The following is a 26,685-nucleotide window of genomic DNA, read 5'->3' as shown; positions in this document are numbered from 1 at the left end:
TGCGGGGGATTTTACAACAATCTAGTGGTTCAAAAGTAAGAACAAATACAGGTACAACCAAAGTACGCCCAGGAAGTGCCAGTAGATAGTAACGTTACCAATAGAGAGCATTTCGCGGGAATGCACCTGATACTTAAAGCTTTTCCGCACCACAATCAGCAGAAAGATAAGCCCGGTAATCAGGTGAAAACCGTGCACTCCGGTTAATACATACAGAAATGAGCCGGAAGGGTTGGAATCGGTGCCCGCAAAAAACACGCGCTGGTCGATCAGCTGGCCCCACAGCAGCCACTGGCCCACCAGAAATGCCAGGCCCAGCCCGAAGGTGAGCACCAGCGCCAGCCGCACCTGCCGCAGGTCGTTGCGGCGCGCGGCCAGCCAGGCCCACTGCACCGTGGCCGAGCTTAGTACCAGCAGAATGGTGGTGTAGAGGAAACCGGCCGGCAAATCGAACTCAAGCCAGTTGCCCTCGTTGCGCCGCACAATGTAGGCACTGGTGTAGGCGGCAAAAATCATGAAAATGCTGACCATCATCAGCATGAGCAGAAACCGGGTCGGATGTATTCCGGTGGCCGGCTCCTTGGTATTCAAGGCTTCGTTAGCAAGCATATTTTTAGGAATGAGAAGTGAGATAGGAGAAGTGAGACGGACGCTCCTTGCCGGCCATGCTATGCTGGCGTTGCCGGACCGGGAGCGTACTGGTTTTTAACATAAGCGAGAGGCCTTTTGTCTCACTTCTTATGTTTCAAATCTCACTTCTTAAGCAGGAATTACATTTTATCGAGCACCAGCGCAATCTGGACGATGGGCAGATACAGGAAGGAGCCGAACATGATGCTCATGGCGGCTTTTTTGCTCACAGTCCGCATCAGGTAGAACGTCTGCATCAGGAACAGCACCCCGCACACGGCCGCCACCATGGGGTACACGGTGCCGGTCATGCCGAAGTAGAAAGGCAGCAGGCTGAGCGGAATAAGCACCAGCGTGTAGGTCATTATCTGGAAGGCGGTGCGCAGATCCTTCTTGCCGGGCGAGGGCAGCATCTTGAAACCAGCCTTCTTGTAGTCATCATCCAGCACCCAGGCAATAGCCCAGAAGTGCGGGAACTGCCACATAAACTGAATGCCGAACAGAATCCAGCCCTGCAAACCCAGGAAGCCGGTAGCGGCCACCCAGCCAATCAGCGGCGGCAGGCCGCCCGGAATGGCGCCCACGGCCACGCAAATAGGCGAAATGGTTTTAAGCGGCGTGTACACAAACCCGTACAGGATCAGCGACAGCAGCGCCAGGGCCGCCGACAGCGGGTTGAACAGCAGCGCCAGCAGCGCCAGCCCGGCCCCACCCAGCACGAACGTAAAACCCCAGGCTTCGAGCGGACTGAGGATTCCCAGAGGCAGCGGCCGCTCGGCCGTACGCTTCATCTGGCGGTCGAGGTCGATTTCAAAAATCTGGTTGATGGTGTTAGCGGCTCCCGTAACGGCCAGCCCGCCCAACATCACCAGCAGCGCCCGCCCCCAGTGCAGCTCGTTGGCCCCCAGCAGGTAGCCAATGGCGCTGGAGAAAGCCACCGTGAGGGCCAGCCGGAACTTAATCAACTGGAAGTACGCCTTAGCCTTACTCATTAACGGGAGAAAAACAGAATACGCGGCAAAGAACCGCCGCCCAACGGGGCTGCAAAGTTACGCAACAACGGCCGGAGTAGCCGCCTGCGGCTGCATCTTCGTGGCCCGGTTATACACTACCAGGGCCTGAAACTGCGCCCCGAACAGCACGGTGGCCAGGGTAAGGTGAATGGGTTGGGCGAAGGCCGGGAAGGCGAAATAAGCCAGCGTGATGCCCGCCACAATCTCGGCCCCTATCAGCACTATAATGGCCATAGCTAAGCGGTGCAGCCCCCGCGAGGGCAGCGTATACAGCCGGTACACGAGGTAAGCGTTCAGCAGCAGTATCAGGATAGAAAACGAGCGGTGCACCTTGAAGGTGAGCCCCAGCTGATCTATCCAGCCAGCCCGGCCGAGGTAGTGGCTGGCGGAGGCCAGCAAGTCCACTTCCTCGCGCACCTGCGTGCCCAGCACAATCTGAACAAAGGTAAACAGCACCGCTACGGCCAGCACCAGCTTCAGGCCCGGCACAGGCCGCACCCACTCCTCGGCCACGCCCCCGGGCCGCTGCGAGCGAATAACGGCGTACAGCAACAGCCCCACAATCACGAGGGCCAGCCCCATGTGCACCGTTACCATAATGGGCAGCAGGTTGGTGGAAACCACCAACGAGCCCAGCCAGCCCTGCACGCCGGTGAGCAGAAACGAGGCCAGCGCCAGCCAGAACACCGGCCGGTCGCGCCGCCAGTACGGCAAGGCGAAGAGCACCGTAGCAAAAACAAACACCCCAATCAGCGCGCCCACCAAACGGTTGACGTACTCAATCCAGGTTTTTACCGGGTTGAAATCGGTTTCGATGTACTGCGAAGGGTGAGCGAAAATGTCGCCCGCCACCTGGTGGAAACCCAGGCTCTCGAGCTTGGTTGCCAGCTTCTTGTTCTTGGCAACGCGCTGGGCCGTGTAAATTTCCTTGTAGTTAGCTGGTAGCTGGCTGACGTTGGTGGGCGGTACCCAGGTACCGAAACACTTGGGCCAGTCGGGGCAGCCCATACCGGAGCCGGTACTGCGCACAATACCGCCAATCAGAATCAGGACGTAAACGGCCGCAACGGTCAGAATACCCACGAACCGAAAGCGGCGAACGAAAGCTGGAATTACCATGAGTTCAGAAACTGTTGGCGGCTGGCCATTGATGCCCAGCTTTGATGAGCGCAGGTGCGGATTCCAACCGGATAACTACCCCGCTATGCAGGGCAATTTCCCCGGTACTCCTCCCCTGCTTGTACAACCATTAAAACGGCAGATTGCTTCCTCAAAACTACCTTATTAAGCCTCTTATAGCGAAGTGGCTCTTGCTTGCTGAGGAGCAAAAAAACAGGCCGCCGTTGGTACGGCGGCCTGCTCCTGTGTGCTTGCGCCAAACGGCGACTATTCCATTTCCTTCTCGTAGGGCAGGTTAGACGACTGCGTCTGCGAGTAGGGTACGTTCTGCGGGATGAAGTCCTGCTCGGCACCGGGCTTGCTGTAATCGTAAGGCCAGCGGTGTACGGCCGGAATGTCGCCGGGCCAGTTGCCGTGGCCGGGGATTACCGGCGTCGTCCACTCCAGCGTGTTCGAGTTCCAGGGGTTCTCGGTGGCCCGACGGCCGCGCCAGATGCTGTAGAAGAAGTTGAAGATGAAGATAAACTGACCCAGGAAGGCCACAATGGCAGCTACCGAGATAAATTTGTTCAGGTCAGCGAACTGGCTGAAGGTATCGAAACCAGTCCAGGCGTAGTAGCGGCGGGGGAAGCCGGCAATACCTACGTAGTGCATCGGCAGGAACACCAGGTACACCCCGATGAAGGTCAGCCAGAAGTGCAGGTAGCCCAGCTTCTCGTCCATCATGCGCCCGAACATCTTCGGGAACCAGTGGTAAACACCAGCCCACAGGCCAAAGAAAGCCGACGAACCCATTACCAAGTGGAAGTGAGCTACTACGAAGTAGGTGTTGTGCAGCTGGATATCGAGGGCGGCGTTACCAAGCACGATACCCGTCAGGCCACCGGCAATGAACAACGATACGAAGCCAATGGAGAACAGCATGGCCGTGGTAAAGCGGATGTTACCGCGCCAGATTGTAGCCAGCCAGTTGAAAGTCTTCACTGCCGAAGGCACGGCAATAATTAGCGTCAGGAACATGAACACCGAACCAAGGAAGGGGTTCATGCCGGTTACGAACATGTGGTGAGCCCACACAACGAACGAAAGCAGCGAGATGCCGAGCAGCGAGCCAATCATGGCGCGGTAGCCGAAGATAGGCTTACGGGCGTTGGTAGCCAGAATTTCCGACACCATACCCATAGCGGGCAGAATCACGATGTATACCTCGGGGTGACCCAGGAACCAGAACAAGTGCTGGAACAGGATGGGCGAACCACCGGTGTTAGGCAGGGCCTGACCGGCAATGTAGATATCGGAAAGGAAGAACGACGTACCGAAAGAACGGTCGAAGATCAGCAGCAGGGCAGCCGAGAACAGCACCGGAAACGAGAGCAGACCCAGTACCGCCGTCAGGAAGAAGGCCCAGATGGTGAGCGGGAGCTTGCTCATGCTCATGCCCTGGGTACGCAGGTTGATAACCGTGGTGATGTAGTTTACACCGCCCAGCAACTGCGAAACAATGAACAGTGCCAGCGAAACCAGCCAGAGCGTCTGGCCAGCACCCGAGCCCGGAATGGCCTGGGGTAGTGCCGACAGCGGCGGGTAGATTGTCCAGCCAGCAGCGGCAGGTCCGGTTTCCAGGAACAGCGAGGCGAACATAATCACGCTGGAAACAAAGAAGAACCAGTACGAGAGCATGTTCATGAAGCCCGAAGCCATGTCGCGGGCGCCAATTTGCAGCGGAATCAGGAAGTTGGAGAACGTACCCGACAGGCCGGCCGTCAGCACGAAGAACACCATGATAGTGCCGTGCATAGTAACCAGAGCCAGATAGAATTCGGGGTTCAGCTTACCTGCCTCAATCCATTTGCCCAGCAGCGGCGTGAGCCACTCCAGAGTCGACTCGGGCCAGCCCAGTTGCAGACGGAACAGGCTGGAGAGCGTGCCGCCGATAATAGCCCAGAAGATACCCGAAATCAGGAACTGCTTGGCAATTACTTTGTGGTCGGTGCTGAATACGTATTTCGACAGGAAACCCTGCTCGTGGTGCTCGTCATGGTGCGCGTGGTCGTGGCCCGGTTCGGTTGCCCCGATGCCACCCTGCACCTGCTCTTGCGTGGGAAAGTTAGCTGCCATAGGTAAAACGTGCAGTAAAAATGTTTAAAGCGAAGCCTTGGCAGCAGTAGGAGTCACCACCGCAGCGGCTCCCGGAGCGACCGGTGCTTTCTCAACCAATTTATTCGACTTCTGTTTGAAGCTGGCCAATACTTCCGGGTTCTGCGACGAGAAGGACTCCTGCTTGGCAAACCAGGCTACGTAATCGTCCGGCTCATCCACGATGATGTTCATCTTCATGGCGAAGTGACCACGGCCGCAGATCTGGTTGCAGGCCAGCTCGTAGTTGAAAGCGGGGTTGCCCGTCTGGGCGCGCATCTCATCGGTCGTCTTGGTAGGCGTGAACCAGAACTTGGTCGGCATGCCCGGTACGGCGTACATCTGTACCCGGAAGTGAGGCATGTACACCGCGTGCAATACGTCGCGCGAACGAATGCGCAACAGCACCGGGTGGCCCTTAGGGATGTGGATTTCGCCGGCCGTGAAATCATCAATGCCGTTCTGGTCGCTTAGATCGAACCCGAACTCGTTGGTGGCATCAATCAGGCGGTAGTTAACCATGCCCAGCTTCTGGTCGCGGCCGGGGTAACGAACCAGCCAGTTGAACTGCTTGCCCATTATCTCCAGCACTACTGCATCCTTTGGGGCGGGGCCGGTGATGCGGCTCCACTCTTTCCAGCCGGCAAACACCAGGGCCGCCATTACGATGGCCGGAATCAGGGTCCAGATAATCTCAATCTTGTTGTTGTGCGGGAAGAAGAAAGCCCGGCGGTTGTCCTTGTGCTGGTACTTGTAGGAGTACCAGAACAGCAGCACCTGCGTCAGCACGAAGGCAACACCCAAGATGCTCATGGAACCCCAGAACATTTTGTCGGTGGCCAAGCCGTGCACGGAGGCAATCGGCGGGTTCATCTTGTCGAAGTTCTCAACGAACGACCAGGCAAACCAAGCGCCACCTACTACCAGGAAAACCAGGCACAGAATGGCATTCACGCGGTTGCTGACGCCAACTTCCCGATTAGAGCTGCCCGAGAAGATGGAAGTCAGAATCTGGAGGCGAAACAACAGGCCGAATACGACCAGCAACAACGCCAGAACCAGAATAATGCTCAGAGTAGTCATTAGCGAAATCTAGAAGTGAGAGGTGAGATATGAGAGGTGAGGGTTCGTTATCCCGTCAGGTCTAACTTCTCACTTCTTAGTACTCAAATCTGAAATTAGGTAGTATGATGAACGCTCTCGTCGAGGAAGGGATGATGTACCGGAGTCAGCGAAGCCTGCGCCAGGCGCTTGGTCATCAAAATCAGGAAGCAACCGAGGAAAATCAACGCGATACCAATCTCGATAATAAACCCGTTATCGCCCTTCATCGTTCCGGGCATGAACATCAAATAAAAGTCGGACCAGTGGCCTACCAGAATGGCGATGCTCACGATTTTGAGCATGATCATCTGGCGCTTGGCATCGCGGGTCATCATCACCAGGAAGGGGAAGACGAAGTTGATAGCCAGGTTGGCGAAGAACAGCCAGGTGTACTGCCCGTTGAAGCCGCCCAGACGCTGGTTGAAGTACACAGCTTCTTCGGGAAGGTTGGCGTACCAGATCAGCATGAACTGCGAGAACCATACGTAGGTCCAGAAAATGCTGAAGCCGAACATGAACTTGCCGAGGTCGTGCAGGTGGTCGGGCTTGAGCAGCGGCAGGTAGCCGGCCTGCTTGAGCAGGATAGCACACAGCGTAACGGCCGCGATACCCGATACCCACCACGAGGCGAATACGTACCAGCCAAACATAGTCGAGAACCAGTGCACGTCAACCGACATCACCCAGTCCCAGGCCGCCATCGACGAGGTTACGGCGTAAACCACCAGGAAAGCAGCCGACACATTGATGCTCTTGTGGAAGAACGTGGTGCCGCCCTGCAGGTCCTCGGCCAGCGACAGGTCGCGCAGGCGCTTGGTGAAGAAAATCCACAGGCCCAGGTACAGAACCGTGCGAATCAGGTAGAACGGAATGTTCAGAAAGCCCGACTTACCGGCGACAATGGCGTCGTAGTTAGCGTTACCCTTTTCCATGATCCCGGGTAGGGTCCAGTGGAACAGGTCGTGGTTGAGGAAGTTGAGGCCAAAAGCAACCAGCATGATTACCAGACCAGGAATCAGCCAGGCGCTCAGGGCTTCGTTGATGCGCTTCACGACTACCGACCAACCCGCGTAGGCCACGTACTGGATGGCCATGAACACGGTGCCAATAGCCGACACGCCCGTGAAGAACACGTTATTGTGCCACAGGCTGATAATAATACGCTTGAGCCAGGGCGCGCTGCCATGGTGCTCCGCACCACCGTGGGCCGCAGCCGCACCATGGGCAGCTGCAGCGCCTTCGGCCGCCTCATGGTGGCTCCCGATGCCCAGCATCGAGAGGATAACGCCCAGAATCAGCACGGCTACGCCGGCAATGATAATAAGCATAAAGGTCTTACGGGCGCCCGGTGTTACCTCCAGGTATTCCGCCGTAACGCTTTCCTGATGCGTCAGAGTTGCCATAGCAGGGGGTTAAATAGCTTCGCCGTTCCGTGCCGGGTCGCCCGCACCGGGGTTCTTCGACATTTCGTTTGAGCCAGCCTTGGTAGGGTTCGTTTTCATCTGTCCCGACGTCATAGTCGAGTCGGCCGTGGGCACGTTGGCGTTGGCGCTGCCAACCTGCACCATATCTGCCAGCCCATCGGGGCCCTTGCCGAGCTGCAATGCCCGCACATACATGGCAATCTTCCAGCGCTCCTCGGGGTTCACCTGCGAGCCGTGCGGCATCATGCGGTTACGGCCCCACTGAATTACATGGACAATGTGACCGTCGTTCTGGTTTTTATAAGCGCCAGCCGAATAGTTGGGCACACCCTTGAACTTGATACCTACCGGGCCCTGACCGTCGCCCTGCTCACCGTGGCAGTGCTGGCAGTTGCGCGAGTAAAGTACCTTGCCTTCCTCCAGATGCGCCTTGGTGTAGGCGTAAGGATTCTTCAGGGTAGCCTCGGCGGTAGCCACATCATCTTTGGCGATGTGGGTGTAATAGGCCAGCTTGCCGCGCGGGATGGTGCCTACGGCCGGAGTGCGCTCGTTGATGCCCATTGGGTTGATGTGATTGGCACCAACCTGGCTCAGCGGCTCATAAGGGATAGACGAGTACATCTCAGGAGCGTACTCCAGGCCCGGATCGTTGGCTTGATTACAGCCGGTAGCCAGCGTTGCGGCCAGCAGCACCGCCGACGCCTGCAGCGATATTTTCAGCGAGTGCATCATTAGAACTTGGACATTTCTTTTTGGTTGACCTCCGATGCGCCGTTCTCGCGCAGAATCTGCGTGAGCTTGTTCATATCGGTGTTCTCGTTTACCTCAATGGCCATCACGAACTTGTCGTCGGTCGAGCGCACATCCAGCACTGGCGTTTTCCAGCGCGGGTAGAGTTTGCTGATGGCGTAGAAGGTAATGACCATGCCGTGGCAGCAGAAGAGCACGGTCAGTTCGAAGGCTACCGGGATAAAGGCTGGCAGCGCAATGTGCGGCTTGCCGCCGATAATCATCGGCCAGTCGAAGCCCAGCGTGTAGATCTGTAGCCAGAGGGCGAAAGCCAGACCCGTCAGGCCGAAGAAGAAGGCGGCAATAGGCAGGCGCGACCGTTCAATGCCCATAGCATCGTCGATGCCGTGGATGGGGAACGGGGTGAAGACTTCGTAGATTTTAACGCCGGCTTCCCGTACGTTTTCCACGGCGTGCAGCAGCACGTCCTCGTCGTCGAAAATACCGAGAGCGAAGCGCTTAGTCATGCTTATCGTAGTTTACCGGGGCCGAGGCAGGCACTCCGTGAGTGGTTACGGGTTGAGGGGCGTGGTGCGGGTCGTGACCGGTGTAGGTCGGGCCGTTGTCGACCGTGTACTTGAGCACTGCCTTCACTTCGGCCATGTTGATAACCGGGAAGAACTTGGCAAACAGCAGGAACAGGGTGAAGAACAGGCCTATCGTACCCACGTAAATGCCGATGTCGATGATAGTCGGCGAGAACATGGCCCACGAGGAGGGCAGGTAGTCGCGGTGCAGCGAGGTTACGATAATTACGAAACGCTCGAACCACATACCGATGTTCACGATAATCGAGAGGATGAACGTGAGCGGGATGCTGTAGCGCACCCGGCGGAACCACACCAGCTGCGGCGTAATTACGTTGCAGGTCATCATGGCCGCGTAAGCCCACCAGTAAGGACCGGTAGCGCGGTTGATAAAGGCGTACGACTCGTATTCTACCTGCGAATACCAGGCGATGAAGAACTCGGTGATGTAAGCCACACCTACAATCGAGCCCGTGATCATCATGATTTTATTCATGAGGGCGATGTGCTCGATGGTGATGTAGTCTTCCAGCTTGAACACAACCCGGGTAATGAGCATCAGCGTCAGTACCATGGCGAAGCCCGAGAAGATAGCACCGGCCACGAAGTAGGGCGGGAAGATGGTGGTGTGCCAGCCCGGTACAACCGAGGTAGCAAAGTCCATCGATACGATGGTGTGTACCGACAGTACCAGCGGCGTCGAAACACCGGCCAGAATCAGCGAAACCGTTTCGTAGCGGCTCCAGTGCTTGGCCGAGCCTTTCCAGCCCATGCTGAGCATCGAGTAGGCTACTTTGGCAATGGGCCCCTTCGCCCGGTCGCGGATGGTAGCGAAGTCGGGTACCAGACCCGTGTACCAGAACACCAGCGACACGGTGAAGTAGGTCGAGATGGCGAACACGTCCCAGAGCAGCGGCGAGTTGAAGTTCACCCACAGCGAGCCAAACGTGTTCTGCAGCGGGAATACCCAGTAGGCCAGCCACGGACGACCCATGTGCAGTACCGGAAACATAGCCGCACAGATTACGGCGAAGATGGTCATGGCTTCGGCGGCGCGGTTGATGGAGGTCCGCCACTTCTGACGGAACAGCAGCAGTACGGCCGAAATCAGGGTGCCGGCGTGACCGATACCCACCCACCACACGAAGTTGGTGATGTCCCAGGCCCAGCCGATGGTTTTGTTAAGGCCCCATTCGCCGATGCCGTACCACAGCGTGCGGTAAACGGAATAGAAGAAGACGCCGAGGAGGAGAAGGGCGACGCTCAGGGCGGCCATCCACCGAATATTCGGGGCGGCTTCTACCTGGCGGCACACGTCCTGGGTAACGTCGTGGTACGTTTTCCCCCCGGTAACGAGCGGCTCCCGTACAGGTGATACGTGCTGCATAGTGGTTGAATTTGGTTGTTGGGGCTTCAGGGACTCGGGGACTTGGCTTCGTGGCGGGCGAACTGGCGCTAAAAACCAACTCCCTAAATCCCCAACAAGCTAAGCACCGAGATTAAACGTTGAAATCAAGTTGGTCCGTGTTGCGGATCTTGGTCAGGTACGTGATGTTGGGCTGCACGTTGATGGAGCTCAGGGCATGGAAAGCCCGCTCACCATCCTCGCGGCGCAACAGCTGCGAGAGGCGCGACTCGGGGTCGCGCATATCGCCGAACACGATGGCCTGGGTGGGGCACGACTGCGCGCAGGCCGAGACGATTTCGCCATCCTTCGGACGACGCTTTTCCTTCTTGGCCTCGAGCTTGCCGAGCTGAATCCGCTGCACGCACATGGAGCACTTCTCCATCACGCCGCGGGCCCGTACCGTTACATCGGGGTTGAGGACCATGCGGCCCAGATCGGTGAACATGTGGCCGTTCACGGTTTCGAACTTCTCGTTGGAGTAGTACGAGAACCAGTTGAAGCGACGCACCTTGTAAGGGCAGTTGTTGGCGCAGTAGCGGGTACCCACGCAACGGTTGTAGGTCATCTGGTTGAGACCTTCCGAGCTGTGGGTAGTGGCCAGTACCGGGCACACCGTTTCGCAGGGCGCGTGGTTACAGTGCTGGCACATGAGGGGCTGGAACACCACCGACGGGTTGGCCGACGGATCTTCCATGGCCGCGTAGGTGTCGAGCTTGCCCTTGGTTTCGAAATCCTCGCGGGTGGCATCGGAGCTGTAGTAGCGGTCAATCCGCATCCAGTGCATCTCGCGGCGGTTGATCACTTCCTGCTTGCCTACTACGGCCACGTTGTTCTCGGCCTGACAACCAACTACGCACGAGCCGCAGCCGATGCAGGAGTTGAGGTCGATGGCCATGCCCCAGTGGTGGTTCTTGTACTCGTAATCCTGCCACAGCGACACCTTCTGGGGTGCTTCCAGGCCTTCAGGGGTGAGGATCTTTACGTACTCTGTTACCTTCTTGGGGTCGGCCTGGTACTCTTTAAGCGAAGCCACCTGCACTACCTCTTCCCGGTCCATGATGGTATGGTGGGTCTGGGTCTGGGCAATTGGCGACTGGGTGCCGGTCTTCTCAATCTGCACCGCAGTGGTGTAGCTGATGGCACCGTTGCGCATGGTAGCCAGCGGCAGCACGTTGGCACCAATCTGGTCGGCCACTTTGCCGGCCGCCTCGCGGCCGTAGCCCAGGGCAATGCCAATGGTACCGGCGGCCTGGCCGGGTTGAATCAGGACGGGCAGCTGAATGCTCTGGCCATTGGCCGTCACTTTCACAACGTCGCCCTGCTCCAGCTTCTGCTCGATGGCGTAGGCACGGGTTACAGTTACGTAGTTGCCCCAGGTAGCCTTCGAAATCGGGTCGGGCAGTTCCTGCAGCCAGGGGTTGTTGGCCTGAGTGCCGTTGCCAAGACCCACTTTCTCGTAAATGGCCAGCTCGATGCCACCGCCCTTGTTGGCGCGGACGGCGCTCATGGCGCTGTTCACATCCATGGCAGGTTCGAGCTGCGCGGCCGGGGCGGGCAGAGCCGAGCCGCGGGCTACGCCGTCGTGCACGGCCTTGTCCCAGGCCTTCACGAAGCCGGCGCTGCCCAGTACTCCCTGCCACTGCTGGCGCAGGTAGTTGTAGTAAGTAGTGGGGTTACCAGCCCAGGTCAGGAGCGAATCCTGCGCCTGGCGGGTGGCGAACAGCGGCGTAATCACCGGCTGAGCCAGGCTCAGGTAGCCGCGCTTGGGCTCGTAGTCGTTCCACGATTCCAGGAAGTGGTGGTCGGGAGCGGCGTACAGGCAGAGTTTGCCGGTTTCGTCGAGGCGGTCATTGAGCGAGATGCTCGTTTTCACCTTGCCGGTCGCCAGCGCCTTGCCTAGCTCGGCCCCCATTGGGTGGTCGTATACGGGGTTGGCGTTGTAGAAAACCACCGCGCCAATCTGGCCGCCGACGATGTCCTTGATCAGACGGGCCATGCGGGCGTCGTCGCCCTGGCGGACAAACGAAGGGTTAGCCGTATCAACGGCGGCTGAGCCCAGCTGCTTGTTGATGGCGGCTACCAGCGTCTGAATACCGGGGTCGTTAATGCCCGATACGACGAGGCCGCGCGAACCGGCCTGACGCAGCGCGGCAGCGGCTTCGGCCAGCTTCTTGGAAGCCGGGGCAGCGCCCCCTCCTACTACGGCGTTATACAGGTCGGCCGTAGCCGCGCCCATAGCCGAGGGCTTCAGCGACTCGCGCACGTCGGCGTTGGAGCCGGTCAGCGAGAGGTTGGTTTCGAACTGGTAGTGCTTCGACATGGTGCGCTTTTCGCGCGACACCTTGCGGTTTTCCACGTACTGGCGGGCAAACTCAACCGGCGAAATCCAGGTACCCAGGAAGTCGGCATCGAGGCCCACAATCACATCGGCCTTGCTGAAATCGTAGGCCGGCAGTACGCCGCCATTGGCGCGCAGCAGCGCCGAGCTCGAATTCACATCGTACATCACGTGCTCGGCCCCACCGAAGCGGGTGGCAAACTCGTTGATGACTTTCTTGGTCGAGGGGCTGATGATGGTCGGCGACACGATAGCCACGCGGCCGGCACCGGCCAGCGCGGCGCGTACTTCCTGGTCGAGCTGGTCGGTGGCAATGCGCTGGCCCTTCTTGGTGAAGAACTGCAGGCGGGCATTGTCGTAGAGGCTCAGCACCGAAGCCTGGGCGCGGGCCGAGAGGCCTCCACGGGTGATGGGCGACTCCGGGTTACCCTCGAGCTTGATTGGCCGGCCCTCGCGGGTTTTTACCAGTACGCTGTTGTAATCCTGGCCGTTGAAGAACGTGGAGGCGTAGAAGTTGGCGATGCTGGGATCAACTTCTTCGGGCTTGTTGAGGTAGGGAATGGCCTTCTTAATGGGCGCCTCGCAGCTGGCCAGCGTAGCGGCGGCCAGTCCGAAGCCCATGAGCTTCAGAAAGTCGCGGCGCGGGGCCACCGAAGCGTCCGTCGAACCATACGTTTCCTTTACCGGCATGAAGTCGGCAAACTCCGTCATGGCGTTCTTGATGAACTCCGGTGAGTTTTCCAGCTCCTCAATTCCCTTCCAGTACTTAGGCGACTCTTGCATTTGTTGGGGGCTTGGGCTCTTGCGGAGGCGGGGTCTTGGATTCGACGCCCTTCAGTCCGCAGGATGGTGCTTGTCTTGACTTGGGAAGTTATGTGTTGGTCGGCTAGCGCAGCCGGGGAGCAGACTTCTAAACAGAAACCCGAACAGCCCAGGCGCTTAAACCCTTAGTAGTGGCACTTCGAGCACTCAGTGCCGCCGTTCGACGATACCGTGAAGGGTACGGCGCCGTTCTTCGAGTCGTGCAGCTTCACGAGGTTGTCGTAGTAGCCGTTGCCCTTAGTATTGAGGGGCGTCTCGCGGTGGCAGTTGATGCACCAGCCCATGGTCAGGGCCGAGTACTGGTACACTACTTCCATGTTCTCAATCGGACCGTGGCAGGTCTGGCACTCTAGGCCAGCCACCTGGGTGTGCTGGGAGTGGTTGAAGTAGGCCAGGTCCGGAATGTTGTGAATCCGCACCCACTGGATGGGCTGCTTGCGCTCGATGGCGCGGTAGATTTTCTTGATTTCCGGCGACTCCGTCTTGATCTGCGAGTGGCAGTTCATGCAGATGTTAGGCGACGGAATGTTGGCCGATTTGCCCTTGTACACCGAAGTGTGGCAGTAGGCACAGTTGATCTGGTTTTCGCCGGCGTGCAGCTTGTGCGAGAAGGCAATGGGCTGGGTAGGCTGGTAGCCCTGGCTCAGGCCGACGCCCATGGCACCCTGAATGGTTTCGTAGAGCACGGCCAGCACGAACACGGTGCCTACGATGCCGCGCACGGCCGTCGACTTGTAGATGCGGCTGTAGTCGAAACGCTCTTCGATCTGCTCCCGGTCGCGGCCGTCGAGGTCCTTGCGGCCGCGCAGCACATCCTTCATGATGTTGGCGATAATCACCAGCGTTACTACCAGCACAATCAGCACCACCACCAGCACAATCAGCAGGATGTTCATGGCGCTGCCCGAGTCGCCGTTGGCCGCAGCCGTGCCGTCTACGACGGTGTTGCCGCCCGAATCAGCTGTCAGACCAGTAGGAGTACCGGCAGGCTTGGCCGTTTCAGCATCAACGTAAGCAATGATTGAGGTGATTTCAGCATCCGAGAGCTGGAAGCTGGGCATCTGCTGCTTCTGGTACTCGTTGAAGATTTTCACGGCCTCCGCATCGCCGCTGGCTACCATTTTGCTGGAGTTCTTGATCCAGGAAATCAGCCAGGGCATGTTGTGCTTTTTGCTGACGCCCGCCAGCGCCGGGCCTACTACCACCTCATGGACGGCGTGGCACTGGGCGCAGTTGGACTTGAACAGCGCATCGCCGGCGGCAATGGCGGCGGGGTCGCCGGTGGTGGTGCCAGCGGCGGCGGCCGGAGCCGCAGCAGCTACGCCACCGGGCGTTACGCCGGCCTCGCTGGGGTTTTTAGAAGTGCCTACCTCACCGGCAGCTGGCTGTTCTCCCTGGGCCGTGGCATAGCCAAAGCTAACAAAGAACAGAAGCAGAGCGAGAAAGAGGCGGGGAAGGGAACGTAGTCGGATGCTATCCATCGCACAGATTAGCTAAAAAAAAGAAACGCGGGGGTGCTTCAAGGGCACAAATGTAGCTTGGGAAAGCCAGACGACAAACCTGAACAGGCTAATTTTCGCCCCTGCTAACAAGCTTAGATTCATTCTAAATGCGCCTTTACCCTGCTTCGGCAGGGCCTAAAGCGCTATTACTCGTATCGTTCGGCGCTGGCGGCTCTCTGCTGCGCCAGGCCTAATTTTCTCCGGTTGAAAAACCTATACTATAAGGAGAAGGTTTGGGCAGGCTCCATCAAAATAGCAGGCCGCAAATCTTTTAAGGCAAAGCCCTTTTATATAGGTGGTTATTGTGGTATAAAAACGTACCTTTGCACCTCATTTATTTTTTCACATCACATTCCACCCCGTCGTAATGGCAGTAAGAAATTACGAGACGGTCTTCATTCTGACTCCCGTGTTGAACGAGAGCCAGGTGCAAGAGACGGTCGAGAAGTTCTCGCAGGTGCTTAAGGAAAATAGCGCCGACATCATCAACCTTGAATCGTGGGGCCTGAAAAAGCTGGCCTACCCGATCGAGAAAAAAAACACCGGGTATTATTTCCTCGTGGAGTTCACCGGCGAAGGCAACATCGTCGATGTGCTGGAGTTGGCCTTCCGTCGCGATGAGCGCGTTATCCGCTTCCTCACCACGGTGCTCGACAAGTTCGCCGTAGAGTACGCGGGCCGTCGTCGCAAAGGCGAAATGAATCAACCCAAACCTAAAACGTCCGAAGCAGTTGGCTAAGCAACGTAAAATGAGTCTCGCCAACGAGCGTCTGCACAAGCAGGACGCCCGTAAGAAGTACTGCCGCTTCCAGAAGGCCGGCATCAAGTACGTCGACTACAAAGACCCGAACTTCCTGCTGAAGTTCGTCAACGAGCAGGGCCGCATTCTGCCCCGTCGCATCACCGGCACCAGCCTCAAGTTCCAGCGTAAAGTAGCCCAGGCCGTTGCCAAGGCGCGCCACCTGGCCCTGATGCCCTACGTAACCGACTCGTTGAAATAAGTTGTTGATATTTAGTTGTTAGTTGTCAGTTGTTAGCTGAAGCAGGCCTTGTGAATCTAACAACTGACAACTAACAACTAGCAACTCAAAAAAGACATGGAAGTATTTCTCAAAGACGACGTTAAGGGCCTCGGCTACAAGAACGACCTCGTGACGGTAAAGCCCGGCTACGGCCGCAATTACCTGATGCCCCAGGGCCTGGCCGTACTGGCCGACAAAACCAACAAGAAAATCGTAGCTGAAAACGTCCGCCAGGCAGCCCACAAAGCTGACAAGGTGAAAGGCGATGCTCAGGGCCTGGCCGACCAGATCGGTGACATGGTACTGGACATTCCGGCCAAGGTGGGCGAAAGCGGCAAGATTTTCGGCCGCGTGACCACGCTACAGCTGTCCGACGCCCTTAAGGCGAAGGGCATCGAGGTAGACCGCAAGCGTCTCTCGTTCGACTCCGACCCCACGTCGGTAGGCGAGTACACTGCTTCGGCCGACCTGCACCGCGAGGTGAAGCACAAGATTCGCTTCAACGTAGTAGCTGAGTAAGCTGCCGCAGAAACCCCATCAAGGCCCACGAAACGCCCGGTTGCTTTGGCAGCCGGGCGTTTTGTTTATCTTCCCGGCTCCAATCGTCGTGCTTTTGCCTGTATGCGCTCTACCCTACTGCTTTTATTGCTTACACTACCTTTTGTAGCCAAGACTCAGCATCTGAAGTCAACCCCTGTATTGTATACAAGCGCAGAATTGAAAGATTGCTACCGTATAATAAAGGATGATAGTGTTATACTATACTACGATACGAATTATATACTTACCCCTCCCCAATGCGCTAGCATCCGTCGCCACACCCGTCTGACGGCTGACGGTGACTTCAAGGGCCAGGTGCTTGACTATTGGATGGACACCGGCCATTTAGCGATGCGTCTGCAGTATGAAAATGCCCGGTCAAACGGCCTTATAGAGCAATTTCACGCCAACGGCGCGATGGAACTGCGCGGGCAGCTTGTTGCAGGCAATCCGACCGGAGAGTGGCGTTACTGGTATGATAACGCACAGCTTCGGCAAGTGGTGCAGTTCTCGCCGGATGGTCACTTACGAATAGAATCTTACTGGGATTCTACCGGGACTCAGAGAGTAGCCAACGGTAATGGTAGCTGGGAAGGCACGCTGGCCTCTTCTTACACAACTTTGCCCGGGGGCAAGGTGAAACGTAATACCAATAACCTTATTTTTCAGGGCGAAATAGTGAATGGTGTGCCAAACGGCCAGTGGCAGAGTTTGCAGCGGCACAATAGAAAGCCCTTCACCATCGAAAATTTTGTAGAGGGTAAATTTCGCAGTGGGCGGCTGGCAACTAAACCGGTTTATGGTAATGCAGCATTAACTGCCCCACGTATGGTGTTTGCATTGGAAAGCCCAAGCAAATTCGCTGACATATTTGACATAGGGTTGTCCTGCGAAACCCGCCAGCACTTTGAGCAGCAGCAAAAGTTAATGGCCGGGCTACGGTTTCCAACCAATCCATTATCGCTTCCTGAGTATGCAGCGAAACTACGACGCAGCCTAGCCCGTTATTCCGGCCAGCCTTGGTATCAGCGGTTACCATCTGAAACTGTAGTGCGATGTGAGCTTGACTCAGCGGGAAATATTAAAGAAGCCACTAGCAGTGACGTTGCATTGAGAAGCGTTGTCCTGGAGGCAGTTAAAGCAATGCCCCACTGGACTCCTGCCACTTATCAGAGTAACTATGTAGCAGGAGGATTTATCGTATTAGTTTTCAATAAAAGCGGTAATGTGCTGGTAGAATTACGTACAATGGCAACCACGCCTTCTGCTGCTGGCGCCCCGGCAGAGGAACATCGCCAGGGTTACCCCACTAACCTTGGTGGACGCCCCTGATACCTCGCAGCCCCGATAGCCGCCTAGGACGCAATGTGCTTTTGCATTGTTTGCTTTGGCAGCCGGGCGTTTTCTTTGTTGGCCGTGCCGTATACTGCAGCACTTATTACGACCTTTGTTCGTAAAACCGCTGAGTCGGCTGCCTTTCCGGGGCGGCCGGCGGCGTTTCTCTCCCATCTTCAAAGCAGCAACTGAGCCGCGTCCTGTTATCAGTGATGCGCCCCGCTGACCGGCCCGTTTGGCCGGGCGCGGGCCGTTTGGTTGGTTGTCTGCCGCCCGCCGGCCCACTCCGGGGCCCTATCCAGCCCAATGTTTCGTACTGAAATCCCGCTTACGCCCCTCCCCCACCAGCTTCCGCCTTCGGCCCGGGTGCTCACGCTGGGGTCCTGTTTTTCGGATTCCATCGGCGTGCGCCTGACCGAGTTCAAGGTCGCGACGCTGGTCAATCCGTTTGGCACCGTGTTCAACCCCCTTTCGGCCTGCAAGCTGCTGCGCGCGGCGGCCGGCGAGGATATGGACTGGCAGCAGCATCTGGTGGAGGCCCGCGGCCGCTGGCAGAGCTACGACCTGCACGCCGAAATCGGGGCCGATTCGCCGGTCGAGCTGCTGCAACACATTCAGCAGCTCACCCGCGAGGTGGGCGTGTTTCTGGCCACGGCCGATGTGGTGGTGCTCACGCTGGGCTCGGCCTACGCTTACCGCCTGCGCGAAACCGGCGAGCTGGTGAGCAACTGCCATAAAATTCCGGCCGACCAGTTCGATAAGGAGCTGCTGACGGCCGACGAGATAATTGCGGCCGTGGCCGAAACCCATGCGTATCTGCGGCGCATCAACCCCAAGCTGCGGTTTGTGCTCACGGTAAGCCCGGTGCGCCACCTCAAGGACACGCTGGTGCTCAACTCGGCCAGCAAGGCCATGCTGCGCGTGGCCTGCCACTACCTGAGCGAGCTGCTGCCCGACGTAACGTACTTCCCGGCCTACGAGCTGCTGATGGACGACTTGCGCGACTACCGCTTCTACGCCTCCGACATGCTGCACCTCTCGGAAACGGGCGAGAACTACGTGTGGGAGAAGTTTACCCGCACCTACTTCGACGCCGCTTTCGGCCGCTTCAAGAAGGAGTGGGAAGGTATCCGCCAGAACCTGGGCCATAAGCCGCTGCACCCGGCGGCGCCCGAGCATCGCGCCTTCCTCGAAAGCACCCTGGAGCGCCTGCGCAAGCTCGGCGGCACGGCCGATGTCCGCATGGAGCTGCTGCACGTAGAGCGCGAGCTGGCCAACCTGCCCGACCCCAGGAGCACAGCTCCGGTGGAGGAAGAGGTTTACGATGACGGTGAGGAGCGCATTGATATTGGCTCGTTCGACGACCAGGCCGCGCTGGACGAAGCGCAGCCCGTAGCCGCCGCGCAGGTGGCCGTGGCCGCTACGGAATCGGCTGCTCCCAAGCAGGACGCTGTGGCCGCTACGGAGCCGGCCGCACCCAAGCAGGACGCGGGCAGGAAGCCGGACGGGAAGAAGGAGATCAACCGGGCGGTATTTGCCAAAACCCGGCTTACCTCCCAGGCCAGCCTTATCCGGCCCGGGGCCGGCCTGCTGGTGGAGGATGCCGAAGACACGGAACCGGAAACGGAAGACACCGATACGGACGAAACGACTGTGTCGGGCGACTCGGCCTACGACCATGCCTACTCGCCTACCGTTACCGACCTGACCGACGAGACGGAAGATGACAGCGACGAAAGTGCCGAAAACGAGGCATCGGGCGAGCCGGAAACGGCCGAGGAAGCGGCCCGGCGCAAGAAGCGCCGCTCGCGGGGTGGCGCCAAGCGCACCAAGCGCAAGCACGCCCGCCTCGCCGCCGAGCAGAGCGGCTCCGAAGGTCAGCCCGAAACCAGCGCCGTGGCCACTGCGCCCGCGCCGTTGCCCGATGAAGCGCGGCCCGCTGCGCCGACTGATATTGCCGACTCCGACGATGAGCCGGCATCGGAAGTGGTTTACGTAACGGAGGCCCAGTTGCGTCAGCCACGGCCTCAGCCCACGGCCGCCAGCACCCCGGCCACGCCAGCCAGCACCGACGAAGCCGAGCAGGTCACCCCGGAAGCGGACGAAGCGACGCCGGAAGCCCGCCGCAGCCGCAACAACCGCCGGGGCAGCAAGCGCGAGCAGGCCCCGCGCTACGGTGGCCGCCCCGGTCGCCAGCCGCTGTTCGCGGTTGACGCCGAAACGATAACCCCATCTACCGAGGCCGCCCCGGTACCGCAGGAGGCAGCTGCTGTCGCTCCTTCGGCTACTACAGAGGCAGTGCTGCCGACTCCGGTTGTGGCAACCCCGGCGGCTACGGTTGTACCGGCCGCTACAACTCCCCCCGCCACTGCTGACAGAAAACCGGCTGCCAGAAAGCGGCCATCAAAAGCCCAAACCAACCAGGAACCGATAGACGAGCCGGCGGCGGCAACTGCTCCGGCACCTGCCGAAGCCCTCCCGGTTGCCCCAGCCGCTGCCGAACCGGCAGCAACGAAAGCAGTTCCCGCCAAACCGGCCCGCCGCAAGCCGGCGGCCAAGCCCGCGGTTGCTGACTCTGCTGCTGCCACGGTTGCGGTAACCACGGAAGCCGCCAGCGAACCATCTACCACTGCCTTGACCGAGCCGGCCAAAGCGCCGGCCCGCAAGCCGGCGGCCAAGCCCAAAGCAGCAGCCAAAGCACCCGCAAAGGCCAAGGCTGCCGCCAAGCCCGAAAAAGCCGCTGCTGTAGCTCCAACAGCCGTTTCAGCGCCGGCTTCGGCTGCTACGCCGGATGCTCAGGCACCGGAGGCTGCCAAGCCCGCCCCAAAGGCGAAGGCAAAACCCGCCGCTAAAAAAGCGCCGGCCAAAGCTAAACCGGCTGCGAAACCGGCTGCTACCGATACCGAGGCAGCGTCGGAGGCTCCAGCGGCTCCGGCCAAGGCACCGACCAAGCCGCGGAGCAGGGCGGCGGCCAAACCAGCCAAAAAGGCCGGGGCCGAAACTCCGGAAGACAACTAGAAAACGAAACCCAGCCCAGCCGGCTGGGTTTCGTTTTTAAAGCGAACTGGATCGGCAACGCAATCCGTGCGGTACCGTGCACTGCTGCGGCCGCTTGCCTCCGGACGCTGCGCTGGTGTTGGCGGGCCCAACCGGATATTCCGCCGCCACCCCAGCAACTGGCTCGACGGTAGCGGCGGCCGGAATTTGGGGGTTTGGTTTCCGCGGGGGCGGCCGGTGCTGTATCTTTACTAACTGTACCGCCGCCGTTGGCTGCCGCCCGTCGGTTGGTGTTCTTCTTTCTGTTTTTGCCTTCTGTTGAGTCTTTCGTTTGATTTTGTGCAGCCCGCGCCGGAAGCAGCGGCCGACCGCGTCACGCTGTTTGCCGACGTTATTCTGCCCCTGCCGCTGCCCCGCCTCTACACCTACCGCGTGCCGTTCGAGCTGAACGACCAGGTGGTGATTGGGGGCCGGGTGCTGGTGCAGTTTGGGGCCAAGCGCACGCTGAGCTGCATTGTAGCGGCCGTGCACCAGACGCCGCCCGCCGCCTACCAGGCCAAGTACATCCTGGAGTTTATCGACGACGCGCCCGTTGTGACCCAGCCCCAGCTGAAGCTGTTTGCCTGGATTGCCGAGTACTACCTCTGCACCCTGGGCGAGGTCATTAACGCGGCCTTACCCTCGGCCCTCAAGCTTTCTTCCGAGAGCCGGGTTCAGCTGCATCCGGCCTTCGAGCCCGATACCCACCCCTACCCGCTCGGCGAGCAGGAGCAGAAGGTGGTGGATGCGCTGAGTTCGGGCCAGGAGGAAGGCAAGTCGCTGACGTTTACCGAGGTGGGCGAGGTGCTGGGCATTGCCTCGTTCCACAAATACATCAAGTCCTTGATGCAGAAGGACGTGGTGTTTTTGTTTGAGCACCTCAAGGACAAGTACGCGCCCAAGGTGGTGAAGAAAGTGCGGCTGGCGCACCGCTACGTGGCCGAGGCGGCGCTGGAGGAGCTGTTCGGGCAGCTGGCCAGCAAGGCCAAGCAGCTCGATGTGGTGATGCGCTATTTGCAGCGGGTGCCGGTGTACCAGAACGAGCACGCCAACCATCGCGGCATGGACAAGGCGGCTCTCACCTCGGCCCCGCACCTGTCGCCTTCCGCCGTCAACACGCTCATCAAAAACGGCATCCTGGAGCAGTTCGACCAGATTGTGTCGCGCTTCCCATTGGATGAGGATGACGCCGAGGCCAACATGCACTTCACGCTGACCGACACGCAGGTGGAGGCCCGCGACGCGGTGATGCGCGAGTTCCAGGCCAAGGATATCGTGCTGCTGCACGGCGTAACGGGTGCGGGCAAAACCGAAATCTACATCGACCTGATCAAGCAGGCGCTGGATGGCGGCGGGCAGGTGCTCTACCTGCTGCCCGAAATTGCCCTCACGGCCCAGATTGTGACGCGGCTTATGCGGGTGTTCGGCTCGCGGCTGGGCGTGTACCACTCCAAATTCTCCGACAACGAGCGGGTGGAAGTGTGGAACGGGGTACTCTCGGGCCGGTTTCAGGTGGTAGTGGGCGTGCGCTCGGCCGTGTTTCTGCCGTTCGATAACCTGGCCCTCACGATTGTAGACGAGGAGCACGAGAGCAGCTACAAGCAGTACGACCCGGCCCCGCGCTACAACGCCCGCGAGGTGGCCCTGATGATGGCCCACTTCCAGGGTTCCAAAACCCTGCTCGGCTCGGCCACCCCGGCCGTGGAAACCTACTACCAGGCGCGAGCCGGCCGCTACGGGCTGGTGAGCCTCACCAAGCGCTTCGGCGAGGCCGGCCTGCCCGAAATCGTGCTCGTGGACACCCGTAAGAGCCGGGAGCAGAAAACCATGCTCAACCACTTCACGCCCGAACTGATGGCTGAAATGGAGAGCAAGCTGGCCCAGCAGGAGCAGGTAATTCTGTTCCAGAACCGCCGTGGCTACGCCCCGTTCATCAACTGCCTCGACTGCGGCTGGATTCCCAAGTGCACCAACTGCGCCGTGAGCCTGAGCTACCACAAGCAGGCCCACGAGCTGCGCTGCCACTACTGCGGCCACCACGACCGGATGCCCACCCAGTGCCCGGCCTGCGGCTCGCGCAACGTGAAAACCGTGGGCTTCGGCACCGAGAAAATCGAAGACGACCTGAAAGTGATGCTGCCCGCCGCCCAGGTGCAGCGCATGGACCTCGACACGACCCGCGCCAAGAACTCGTACCAGCAGATTATTTCCGACTTCGAGCAGCAGAAAACCAACATTCTGGTGGGCACCCAGATGGTCACCAAGGGCCTCGACTTCGCCAACGTGAGCCTGGTGGGCATTATCAATGCCGATTCTATTATTCACTATCCCGACTTCCGGGCCCACGAGCGGGCCTTCCAGATGTTTGTGCAGGTGAGCGGGCGGGCGGGCCGCAAGGGCAAGAAGGGCCGCGTGATTATCCAGACGGCCGACCCCGAGCAGGTCATCTTCGACAAGGTGATGCGCAACGACTATCTGGAGTTCTACGAGTACGAAATAACGCAGCGCCGGGAGCACGGCTACCCGCCCTTCATGCGCATCATCCGCCTTACCGTAAAGCACGTCGACGTGACGGTGGGCGAGCGGGCGGCGCTGCTGCTGACCCAGGAGTTGGTCGACCGGCTGGGCCGCGAGGCCGTGCTGGGCCCCGAGGCGCCCTACATCTTCCGCATCCGCAACTTTTACCTCCAGGAAATAACCGTTAAGCTCAGCCGCGAACACACCGTGCTCAAAGCCGCCAAGGCCGATATTATGGCTGCCCTCGACGTAGTGCGCGACCAGAAGGAGTTCAAGCAGGTGCGCCTGGCCGCCGACGTGGACCCGATGTAGAACACACATAGCATCATCACTCCAACGCAAAACGCCCCGGCTGCCAACTGGCAACCGGGGCGTTTTGCATTGAAGTGATGATGCTTAGATTTCGTCGAGCAGGTAGAGGATGATGAGCACGACGCCGATGAGGGCAACAATGGCACCCAGCACGTAGATGATGCCGATACCGGTGATGGCACCCAGCACCTCAATCAGCAGGCCGGCCAGCAGCAGAATAACTCCCTGCCGTAGCTTGCCTTCGAGGCGGTTGGCGGCGGCCGTTTCCGAGCCCTTGTTCAACTGCGCTTTAGCAGCCAGCTTATCGGCCTTCTTGGCAATTTTCTGCACCAGCGCCTTCTGCATGAAGCTTGCTTTCGGGGCCTTGGCGGGAGTAGCGGCAGTTACCGGAGCAGCCTTAGCCGTAGCGGGGGCAGCTTTGGCAACTGCTACGGGCTTAGCAGCCGGGGCGGCCACAGGTGCAGCAACAACTTCGGGCGCAGCTACGGCCTCAGGAGCAACCTGCGGCGCTACAGCCACCTCAGCAGCCGGAGCGGGCTTGATGATGGTAGCACGCTGGGTGCCATGGTAGGCCGAAGCGCCCGTTTTGGGCAGCATCGCATACTCGGCGCGGTTGCAGCTCGTTAGGGCAATACCTACTGCCGCTACCGCGGTGAGTTTGCGCAACAGATTGGACAGGTGTTTCATAAGGAAAGAAAGAAAAGTGAAAGATGTGATAGCAATTTGTACGGGCTAAATTATAAAATAAGCCTATAAAACCAGACAAACTGTTGAATTGCCCGCGGCAGTGGCGCGACTTGGTCCAGCCAGTCAGGGCCTTACTGCCGCTACCGGCTGGCAATTGGGGCCGCCCCGAACCGTTCCGCCGGGCTTTTTGTTAGCCGCAAGTCCGTTATTTGCCTTCTGATTATGGTCAACCAAATAAGACTTTTCCTGCCTCTCGGCGCGCTGGGAGCTCTGTTGCTGGCGGCTGGCGCCTGTACCCAGTCGATGAGCGAGGGTACCACGGCCCAGCTTACCGAGCAGCGCCGGGCCGCCGCGCCCGATAGCAGCGGCTACGAGCGCCGCGCCCCCCAAGACCTCAACGGCATCGGCAAATACTACTTGGGCCGCCAGATTGCCCACGTAATGGGCCACGAAGGGGCCGCCTGGCTCGACCGCTCGGCGAGGTCGAGCGAGGAAGGGACCGAGCAGCTGCTGCGCGAGCTGAAGCTCAAGCCCACCGACGTAGTGGCCGATATCGGGGCCGGCACGGGCTACTTCACCTTCAAGATGAGCCCACTGGTGCCCCAGGGCAAGGTGCTGGCCGTCGATATTCAGCCCGAAATGCTGGCCAGCCTGCGCGAAACCAAAACGAAGCTCGGGGCCAACAACGTCATTCCGGTGCGCGGCACCACCCAAAACCCTAATCTGCCCGCTGGTCAGGTCGATCTGGTGCTCATTGTGGATGCCTACCACGAGTTCGACTACCCGCGCGAAATGGCCCGCGCCATCCGGCAGGCCCTCTCGCCCACCGGCCGGCTGGCCCTGGTTGAGTACCGGGCCGAAGACCCCAACGTACCCATCAAGCGCATCCACAAGATGAGCGTAGCCCAGGCCCGCCGCGAAATGGCCGCCGTGGGCCTGCGCCTCACCGACTCGGTCGAAACCCTGCCCCAGCAGCATTTGCTGTTTTTTCAAAAGTGATTTTTGAGCTGCCAGCTGCAAGCCACAAACTGCAAGTATGTTCCAGGAGCATACTCCTGCTATTATGCCTTATTTGGCTGTTTTATGGATTGCCAGGGCGTCAAAAAAGCTTGCAGCTTGTAGCTTGCGGCTTGTAGCTCAAACACCATGACTGACCCGCGCCGGCTTTCCATTCACGATTTCACCTACCAGCTGCCGCCCGAGCGCATTGCCCCCGAGCCGCTGACCAACCGCGACCAGTCGAAGCTGCTGGTGTATCAGCAGGGGCTGCTGGGCGACCGAACGTTTCGCGACCTGCCCGCGCTGCTGCCCGAAAACAGCCTGCTAGTGTTCAACGATACCAAAGTGGTGCGGGCGCGGCTGTTTGCTAGGCGGCCCACGGGCGGCATGGTCGAGCTGTTTTGCCTGGAGCCGGTGGCGCCGCACCGGGCCATTGAGCCGGCCATGCAGCAAACGGGCGCCTGCGTCTGGAAATGCCTGGTGGGCAATGGCCGCCGCTGGAAGGATGGCCCTGTAACGCTGGACTTTGAGGCCAATGGCCAGCCAGCCACCCTGCACGCCGAGCGCACCGAGCAGCACGACGGCTACGCCCTGATTGCCTTTATTTGGGAGCCGGCCGAGCTGCCGTTTGCCGAAGTGCTGCGCGGCGCTGGCCACCTGCCCCTGCCGCCCTACCTCAACCGCCCCGATACCGACGTGGACGCCGTGCGCTACCAAACGGTGTACGCCGCCCACGAGGGTGCCGTGGCGGCTCCTACGGCCGGGCTGCATTTTTCGGAAGCCGTGCTGGCCGAGCTGGCCGAGCGCCGCACCGCCGCCGCCCGCGTAACGCTGCACGTGGGCGCGGGTACGTTTCAACCGGTAAAGGCCGAGCAGATGGCCGACCACCCCATGCACGGCGAGCCGTTCAGCGTGACGGCCGACACGCTGCGGCGGCTGCTGGCGCACCTGGCGGAAGGGCACCCGCTTATTCCAGTGGGCACTACCAGCCTGCGCACGCTCGAAAGCCTGTACTGGCTGGGCGCGGCGCTGGTGCAGCAGCCGGCGCGGCTGCCCAGCTGGCACGTAAGCCAGTGGCAGCCCTACGAGACCGGGGCAGAAGTATCAACCCCGCAGGCCCTGGCGGCGCTGCTCGACCAGCTGGCGCTTACCGGCTCCGACACGCTGCACGCTACCACCCAGCTGCTGATTGCGCCCGGCTACCGCTTCCGGGTGGTGCGCGGGCTCATCACCAATTTCCACCAGCCCGAAAGCACCCTGCTGCTGCTGGTAGCGGCCCTGCTCGGGCCCGACTGGCGGCGCGTGTACGACCACGCGCTGGCCCACGACTACCGCTTCCTCAGCTACGGCGACTCGTCGCTGCTGCTGCCGTAAGCAACTGACTAACAGTCAGAATTATGTACAAATAAGTGGTGGAAGGAGCGG

At 59.6% G+C, this 26,685-nt stretch carries 20 protein-coding genes; 8 read left to right on the top strand and 12 right to left on the bottom strand.

From position 1 onward, the window contains the following. Nucleotides 1-21 precede the first annotated feature (21 nt). From BMY67_RS04100 to BMY67_RS04050, 11 genes are all read right to left on the bottom strand, one after another. Nucleotides 22-609: a cytochrome c oxidase subunit 3 gene (locus BMY67_RS04100; RefSeq protein ID WP_092768520.1), complete on the bottom strand. Its 588-nt coding sequence runs from the start codon at nt 607-609 to the stop codon at nt 22-24. 161 nt (nt 610-770) lie between these two features. Next, complete coding sequence (gene cyoE, locus BMY67_RS04095) at nt 771-1,622, bottom strand: heme o synthase (protein WP_092768518.1); 852 nt, start codon at nt 1,620-1,622, stop codon at nt 771-773. Nucleotides 1,623-1,679: 57 nt separating this feature from the next. Continuing rightward, nucleotides 1,680-2,762, bottom strand: a complete 1,083-nt coding sequence (locus BMY67_RS04090) for a COX15/CtaA family protein (RefSeq protein WP_092768516.1) — start codon at nt 2,760-2,762, stop codon at nt 1,680-1,682. A 267-nt stretch (nt 2,763-3,029) separates the two neighbouring features. Continuing rightward, nucleotides 3,030-4,880, bottom strand: coding sequence for a cytochrome c oxidase subunit I (locus tag BMY67_RS04085; RefSeq protein ID WP_245744871.1), 1,851 nt, complete (start codon nt 4,878-4,880; stop codon nt 3,030-3,032). A 24-nt stretch (nt 4,881-4,904) separates the two neighbouring features. Next, nucleotides 4,905-5,981, bottom strand: a complete 1,077-nt coding sequence (locus tag BMY67_RS04080; protein WP_092768514.1) for a cytochrome c oxidase subunit II — start codon at nt 5,979-5,981, stop codon at nt 4,905-4,907. A 95-nt stretch (nt 5,982-6,076) separates the two neighbouring features. Then, complete coding sequence (locus BMY67_RS04075) at nt 6,077-7,405, bottom strand: quinol:cytochrome C oxidoreductase (protein WP_317040320.1); 1,329 nt, start codon at nt 7,403-7,405, stop codon at nt 6,077-6,079. A 9-nt stretch (nt 7,406-7,414) separates the two neighbouring features. Continuing rightward, nucleotides 7,415-8,155 carry a c-type cytochrome gene (locus BMY67_RS04070; RefSeq protein WP_245744870.1) on the bottom strand — a complete coding sequence of 247 codons (741 nt, stop codon included), beginning with the start codon at nt 8,153-8,155 and terminating at the stop codon, nt 7,415-7,417. Between the two features lie 2 nt (nt 8,156-8,157). Beyond that, nucleotides 8,158-8,682, bottom strand: a complete 525-nt coding sequence (locus BMY67_RS04065; protein ID WP_092768510.1) for a DUF3341 domain-containing protein — start codon at nt 8,680-8,682, stop codon at nt 8,158-8,160. Then, nucleotides 8,675-10,129, bottom strand: coding sequence for an NrfD/PsrC family molybdoenzyme membrane anchor subunit (gene nrfD, locus BMY67_RS04060; protein ID WP_245744869.1), 1,455 nt, complete (start codon nt 10,127-10,129; stop codon nt 8,675-8,677). Before nrfD ends, BMY67_RS04065 begins: the two co-directional genes overlap by 8 nt. Before the next feature lie 112 nt (nt 10,130-10,241). Then, nucleotides 10,242-13,271: a TAT-variant-translocated molybdopterin oxidoreductase gene (locus BMY67_RS04055; protein WP_092768507.1), complete on the bottom strand. Its 3,030-nt coding sequence runs from the start codon at nt 13,269-13,271 to the stop codon at nt 10,242-10,244. Nucleotides 13,272-13,435: 164 nt separating this feature from the next. Continuing rightward, entirely contained in the window at nt 13,436-14,791 is a 1,356-nt protein-coding gene (locus BMY67_RS04050) for a cytochrome c3 family protein (RefSeq protein WP_245744868.1), read from the bottom strand. A 388-nt stretch (nt 14,792-15,179) separates the two neighbouring features. On the opposite strand from BMY67_RS04050, the gene rpsF reads away from it, so the two are divergent. From rpsF to priA, 6 genes are all read left to right on the top strand, one after another. After that, entirely contained in the window at nt 15,180-15,551 is a 372-nt protein-coding gene (gene rpsF / locus BMY67_RS04045) for a 30S ribosomal protein S6 (protein ID WP_092768505.1), read from the top strand. Between the two features lie 10 nt (nt 15,552-15,561). Continuing rightward, entirely contained in the window at nt 15,562-15,813 is a 252-nt protein-coding gene (rpsR, locus tag BMY67_RS04040; RefSeq protein ID WP_019947036.1) for a 30S ribosomal protein S18, read from the top strand. A gap of 96 nt (nt 15,814-15,909) precedes the next feature. Continuing rightward, nucleotides 15,910-16,353, top strand: coding sequence for a 50S ribosomal protein L9 (gene rplI, locus BMY67_RS04035; protein ID WP_092768503.1), 444 nt, complete (start codon nt 15,910-15,912; stop codon nt 16,351-16,353). 102 nt (nt 16,354-16,455) lie between these two features. Continuing rightward, on the top strand, nt 16,456-17,706 hold the full coding sequence (locus BMY67_RS18800) for a toxin-antitoxin system YwqK family antitoxin (protein ID WP_143069687.1): 1,251 nt from the start codon (nt 16,456-16,458) through the stop codon (nt 17,704-17,706). A gap of 309 nt (nt 17,707-18,015) precedes the next feature. Continuing rightward, a complete protein-coding gene (locus BMY67_RS19270) occupies nt 18,016-20,727 on the top strand; it encodes a GSCFA domain-containing protein (protein ID WP_092768501.1) in 2,712 nt (903 codons plus the stop codon). Between the two features lie 297 nt (nt 20,728-21,024). Next, complete coding sequence (priA, locus tag BMY67_RS04025; RefSeq protein WP_092768499.1) at nt 21,025-23,574, top strand: replication restart helicase PriA; 2,550 nt, start codon at nt 21,025-21,027, stop codon at nt 23,572-23,574. A gap of 84 nt (nt 23,575-23,658) precedes the next feature. On the opposite strand, the gene BMY67_RS19265 is transcribed toward priA, so the two are convergent. Further along, nucleotides 23,659-24,261, bottom strand: coding sequence for a hypothetical protein (locus BMY67_RS19265; protein ID WP_092768497.1), 603 nt, complete (start codon nt 24,259-24,261; stop codon nt 23,659-23,661). Nucleotides 24,262-24,483: 222 nt separating this feature from the next. Here BMY67_RS19265 and BMY67_RS04015 point away from each other — a divergent pair, with 222 nt between their 5' ends. Continuing rightward, complete coding sequence (locus tag BMY67_RS04015; RefSeq protein ID WP_177189678.1) at nt 24,484-25,260, top strand: class I SAM-dependent methyltransferase; 777 nt, start codon at nt 24,484-24,486, stop codon at nt 25,258-25,260. Nucleotides 25,261-25,407: 147 nt separating this feature from the next. After that, entirely contained in the window at nt 25,408-26,634 is a 1,227-nt protein-coding gene (locus tag BMY67_RS04010; protein ID WP_092768495.1) for an S-adenosylmethionine:tRNA ribosyltransferase-isomerase, read from the top strand. Nucleotides 26,635-26,685 lie beyond the last annotated feature (51 nt).

Source organism: Hymenobacter actinosclerus, from assembly GCF_900111515.1.
Lineage (GTDB): Bacteria > Bacteroidota > Bacteroidia > Cytophagales > Hymenobacteraceae > Hymenobacter > Hymenobacter actinosclerus.
Note: the sequence above shows the minus strand (reverse complement) of the source record. Positions and strands in the feature narration are given on the sequence as shown.

What these genes read in the sequence shown, in the direction of transcription:
- BMY67_RS04055 (WP_092768507.1), bottom strand. Translation starts at nt 13,271, where the DNA reads ATGCAAGAGTCGCCTAAGTACTGGAAGGGAATTGAGGAGCTGGAAAAC.
- BMY67_RS19270 (WP_092768501.1), top strand. Translation starts at nt 18,016, where the DNA reads ATGTTTCGTACTGAAATCCCGCTTACGCCCCTCCCCCACCAGCTTCCG.
- rplI (WP_092768503.1), top strand. Translation starts at nt 15,910, where the DNA reads ATGGAAGTATTTCTCAAAGACGACGTTAAGGGCCTCGGCTACAAGAAC.
- BMY67_RS19265 (WP_092768497.1), bottom strand. Translation starts at nt 24,261, where the DNA reads ATGAAACACCTGTCCAATCTGTTGCGCAAACTCACCGCGGTAGCGGCA.
- BMY67_RS04065 (WP_092768510.1), bottom strand. Translation starts at nt 8,682, where the DNA reads ATGACTAAGCGCTTCGCTCTCGGTATTTTCGACGACGAGGACGTGCTG.
- BMY67_RS04015 (WP_177189678.1), top strand. Translation starts at nt 24,484, where the DNA reads ATGGTCAACCAAATAAGACTTTTCCTGCCTCTCGGCGCGCTGGGAGCT.
- BMY67_RS04050 (WP_245744868.1), bottom strand. Translation starts at nt 14,791, where the DNA reads ATGGATAGCATCCGACTACGTTCCCTTCCCCGCCTCTTTCTCGCTCTG.
- cyoE (WP_092768518.1), bottom strand. Translation starts at nt 1,622, where the DNA reads ATGAGTAAGGCTAAGGCGTACTTCCAGTTGATTAAGTTCCGGCTGGCC.
- BMY67_RS04080 (WP_092768514.1), bottom strand. Translation starts at nt 5,981, where the DNA reads ATGACTACTCTGAGCATTATTCTGGTTCTGGCGTTGTTGCTGGTCGTA.
- BMY67_RS18800 (WP_143069687.1), top strand. Translation starts at nt 16,456, where the DNA reads ATGCGCTCTACCCTACTGCTTTTATTGCTTACACTACCTTTTGTAGCC.
- rpsF (WP_092768505.1), top strand. Translation starts at nt 15,180, where the DNA reads ATGGCAGTAAGAAATTACGAGACGGTCTTCATTCTGACTCCCGTGTTG.
- BMY67_RS04010 (WP_092768495.1), top strand. Translation starts at nt 25,408, where the DNA reads ATGACTGACCCGCGCCGGCTTTCCATTCACGATTTCACCTACCAGCTG.
- BMY67_RS04100 (WP_092768520.1), bottom strand. Translation starts at nt 609, where the DNA reads ATGCTTGCTAACGAAGCCTTGAATACCAAGGAGCCGGCCACCGGAATA.
- rpsR (WP_019947036.1), top strand. Translation starts at nt 15,562, where the DNA reads ATGAGTCTCGCCAACGAGCGTCTGCACAAGCAGGACGCCCGTAAGAAG.
- nrfD (WP_245744869.1), bottom strand. Translation starts at nt 10,129, where the DNA reads ATGCAGCACGTATCACCTGTACGGGAGCCGCTCGTTACCGGGGGGAAA.
- BMY67_RS04075 (WP_317040320.1), bottom strand. Translation starts at nt 7,405, where the DNA reads ATGGCAACTCTGACGCATCAGGAAAGCGTTACGGCGGAATACCTGGAG.
- BMY67_RS04070 (WP_245744870.1), bottom strand. Translation starts at nt 8,155, where the DNA reads ATGCACTCGCTGAAAATATCGCTGCAGGCGTCGGCGGTGCTGCTGGCC.
- BMY67_RS04090 (WP_092768516.1), bottom strand. Translation starts at nt 2,762, where the DNA reads ATGGTAATTCCAGCTTTCGTTCGCCGCTTTCGGTTCGTGGGTATTCTG.
- BMY67_RS04085 (WP_245744871.1), bottom strand. Translation starts at nt 4,880, where the DNA reads ATGGCAGCTAACTTTCCCACGCAAGAGCAGGTGCAGGGTGGCATCGGG.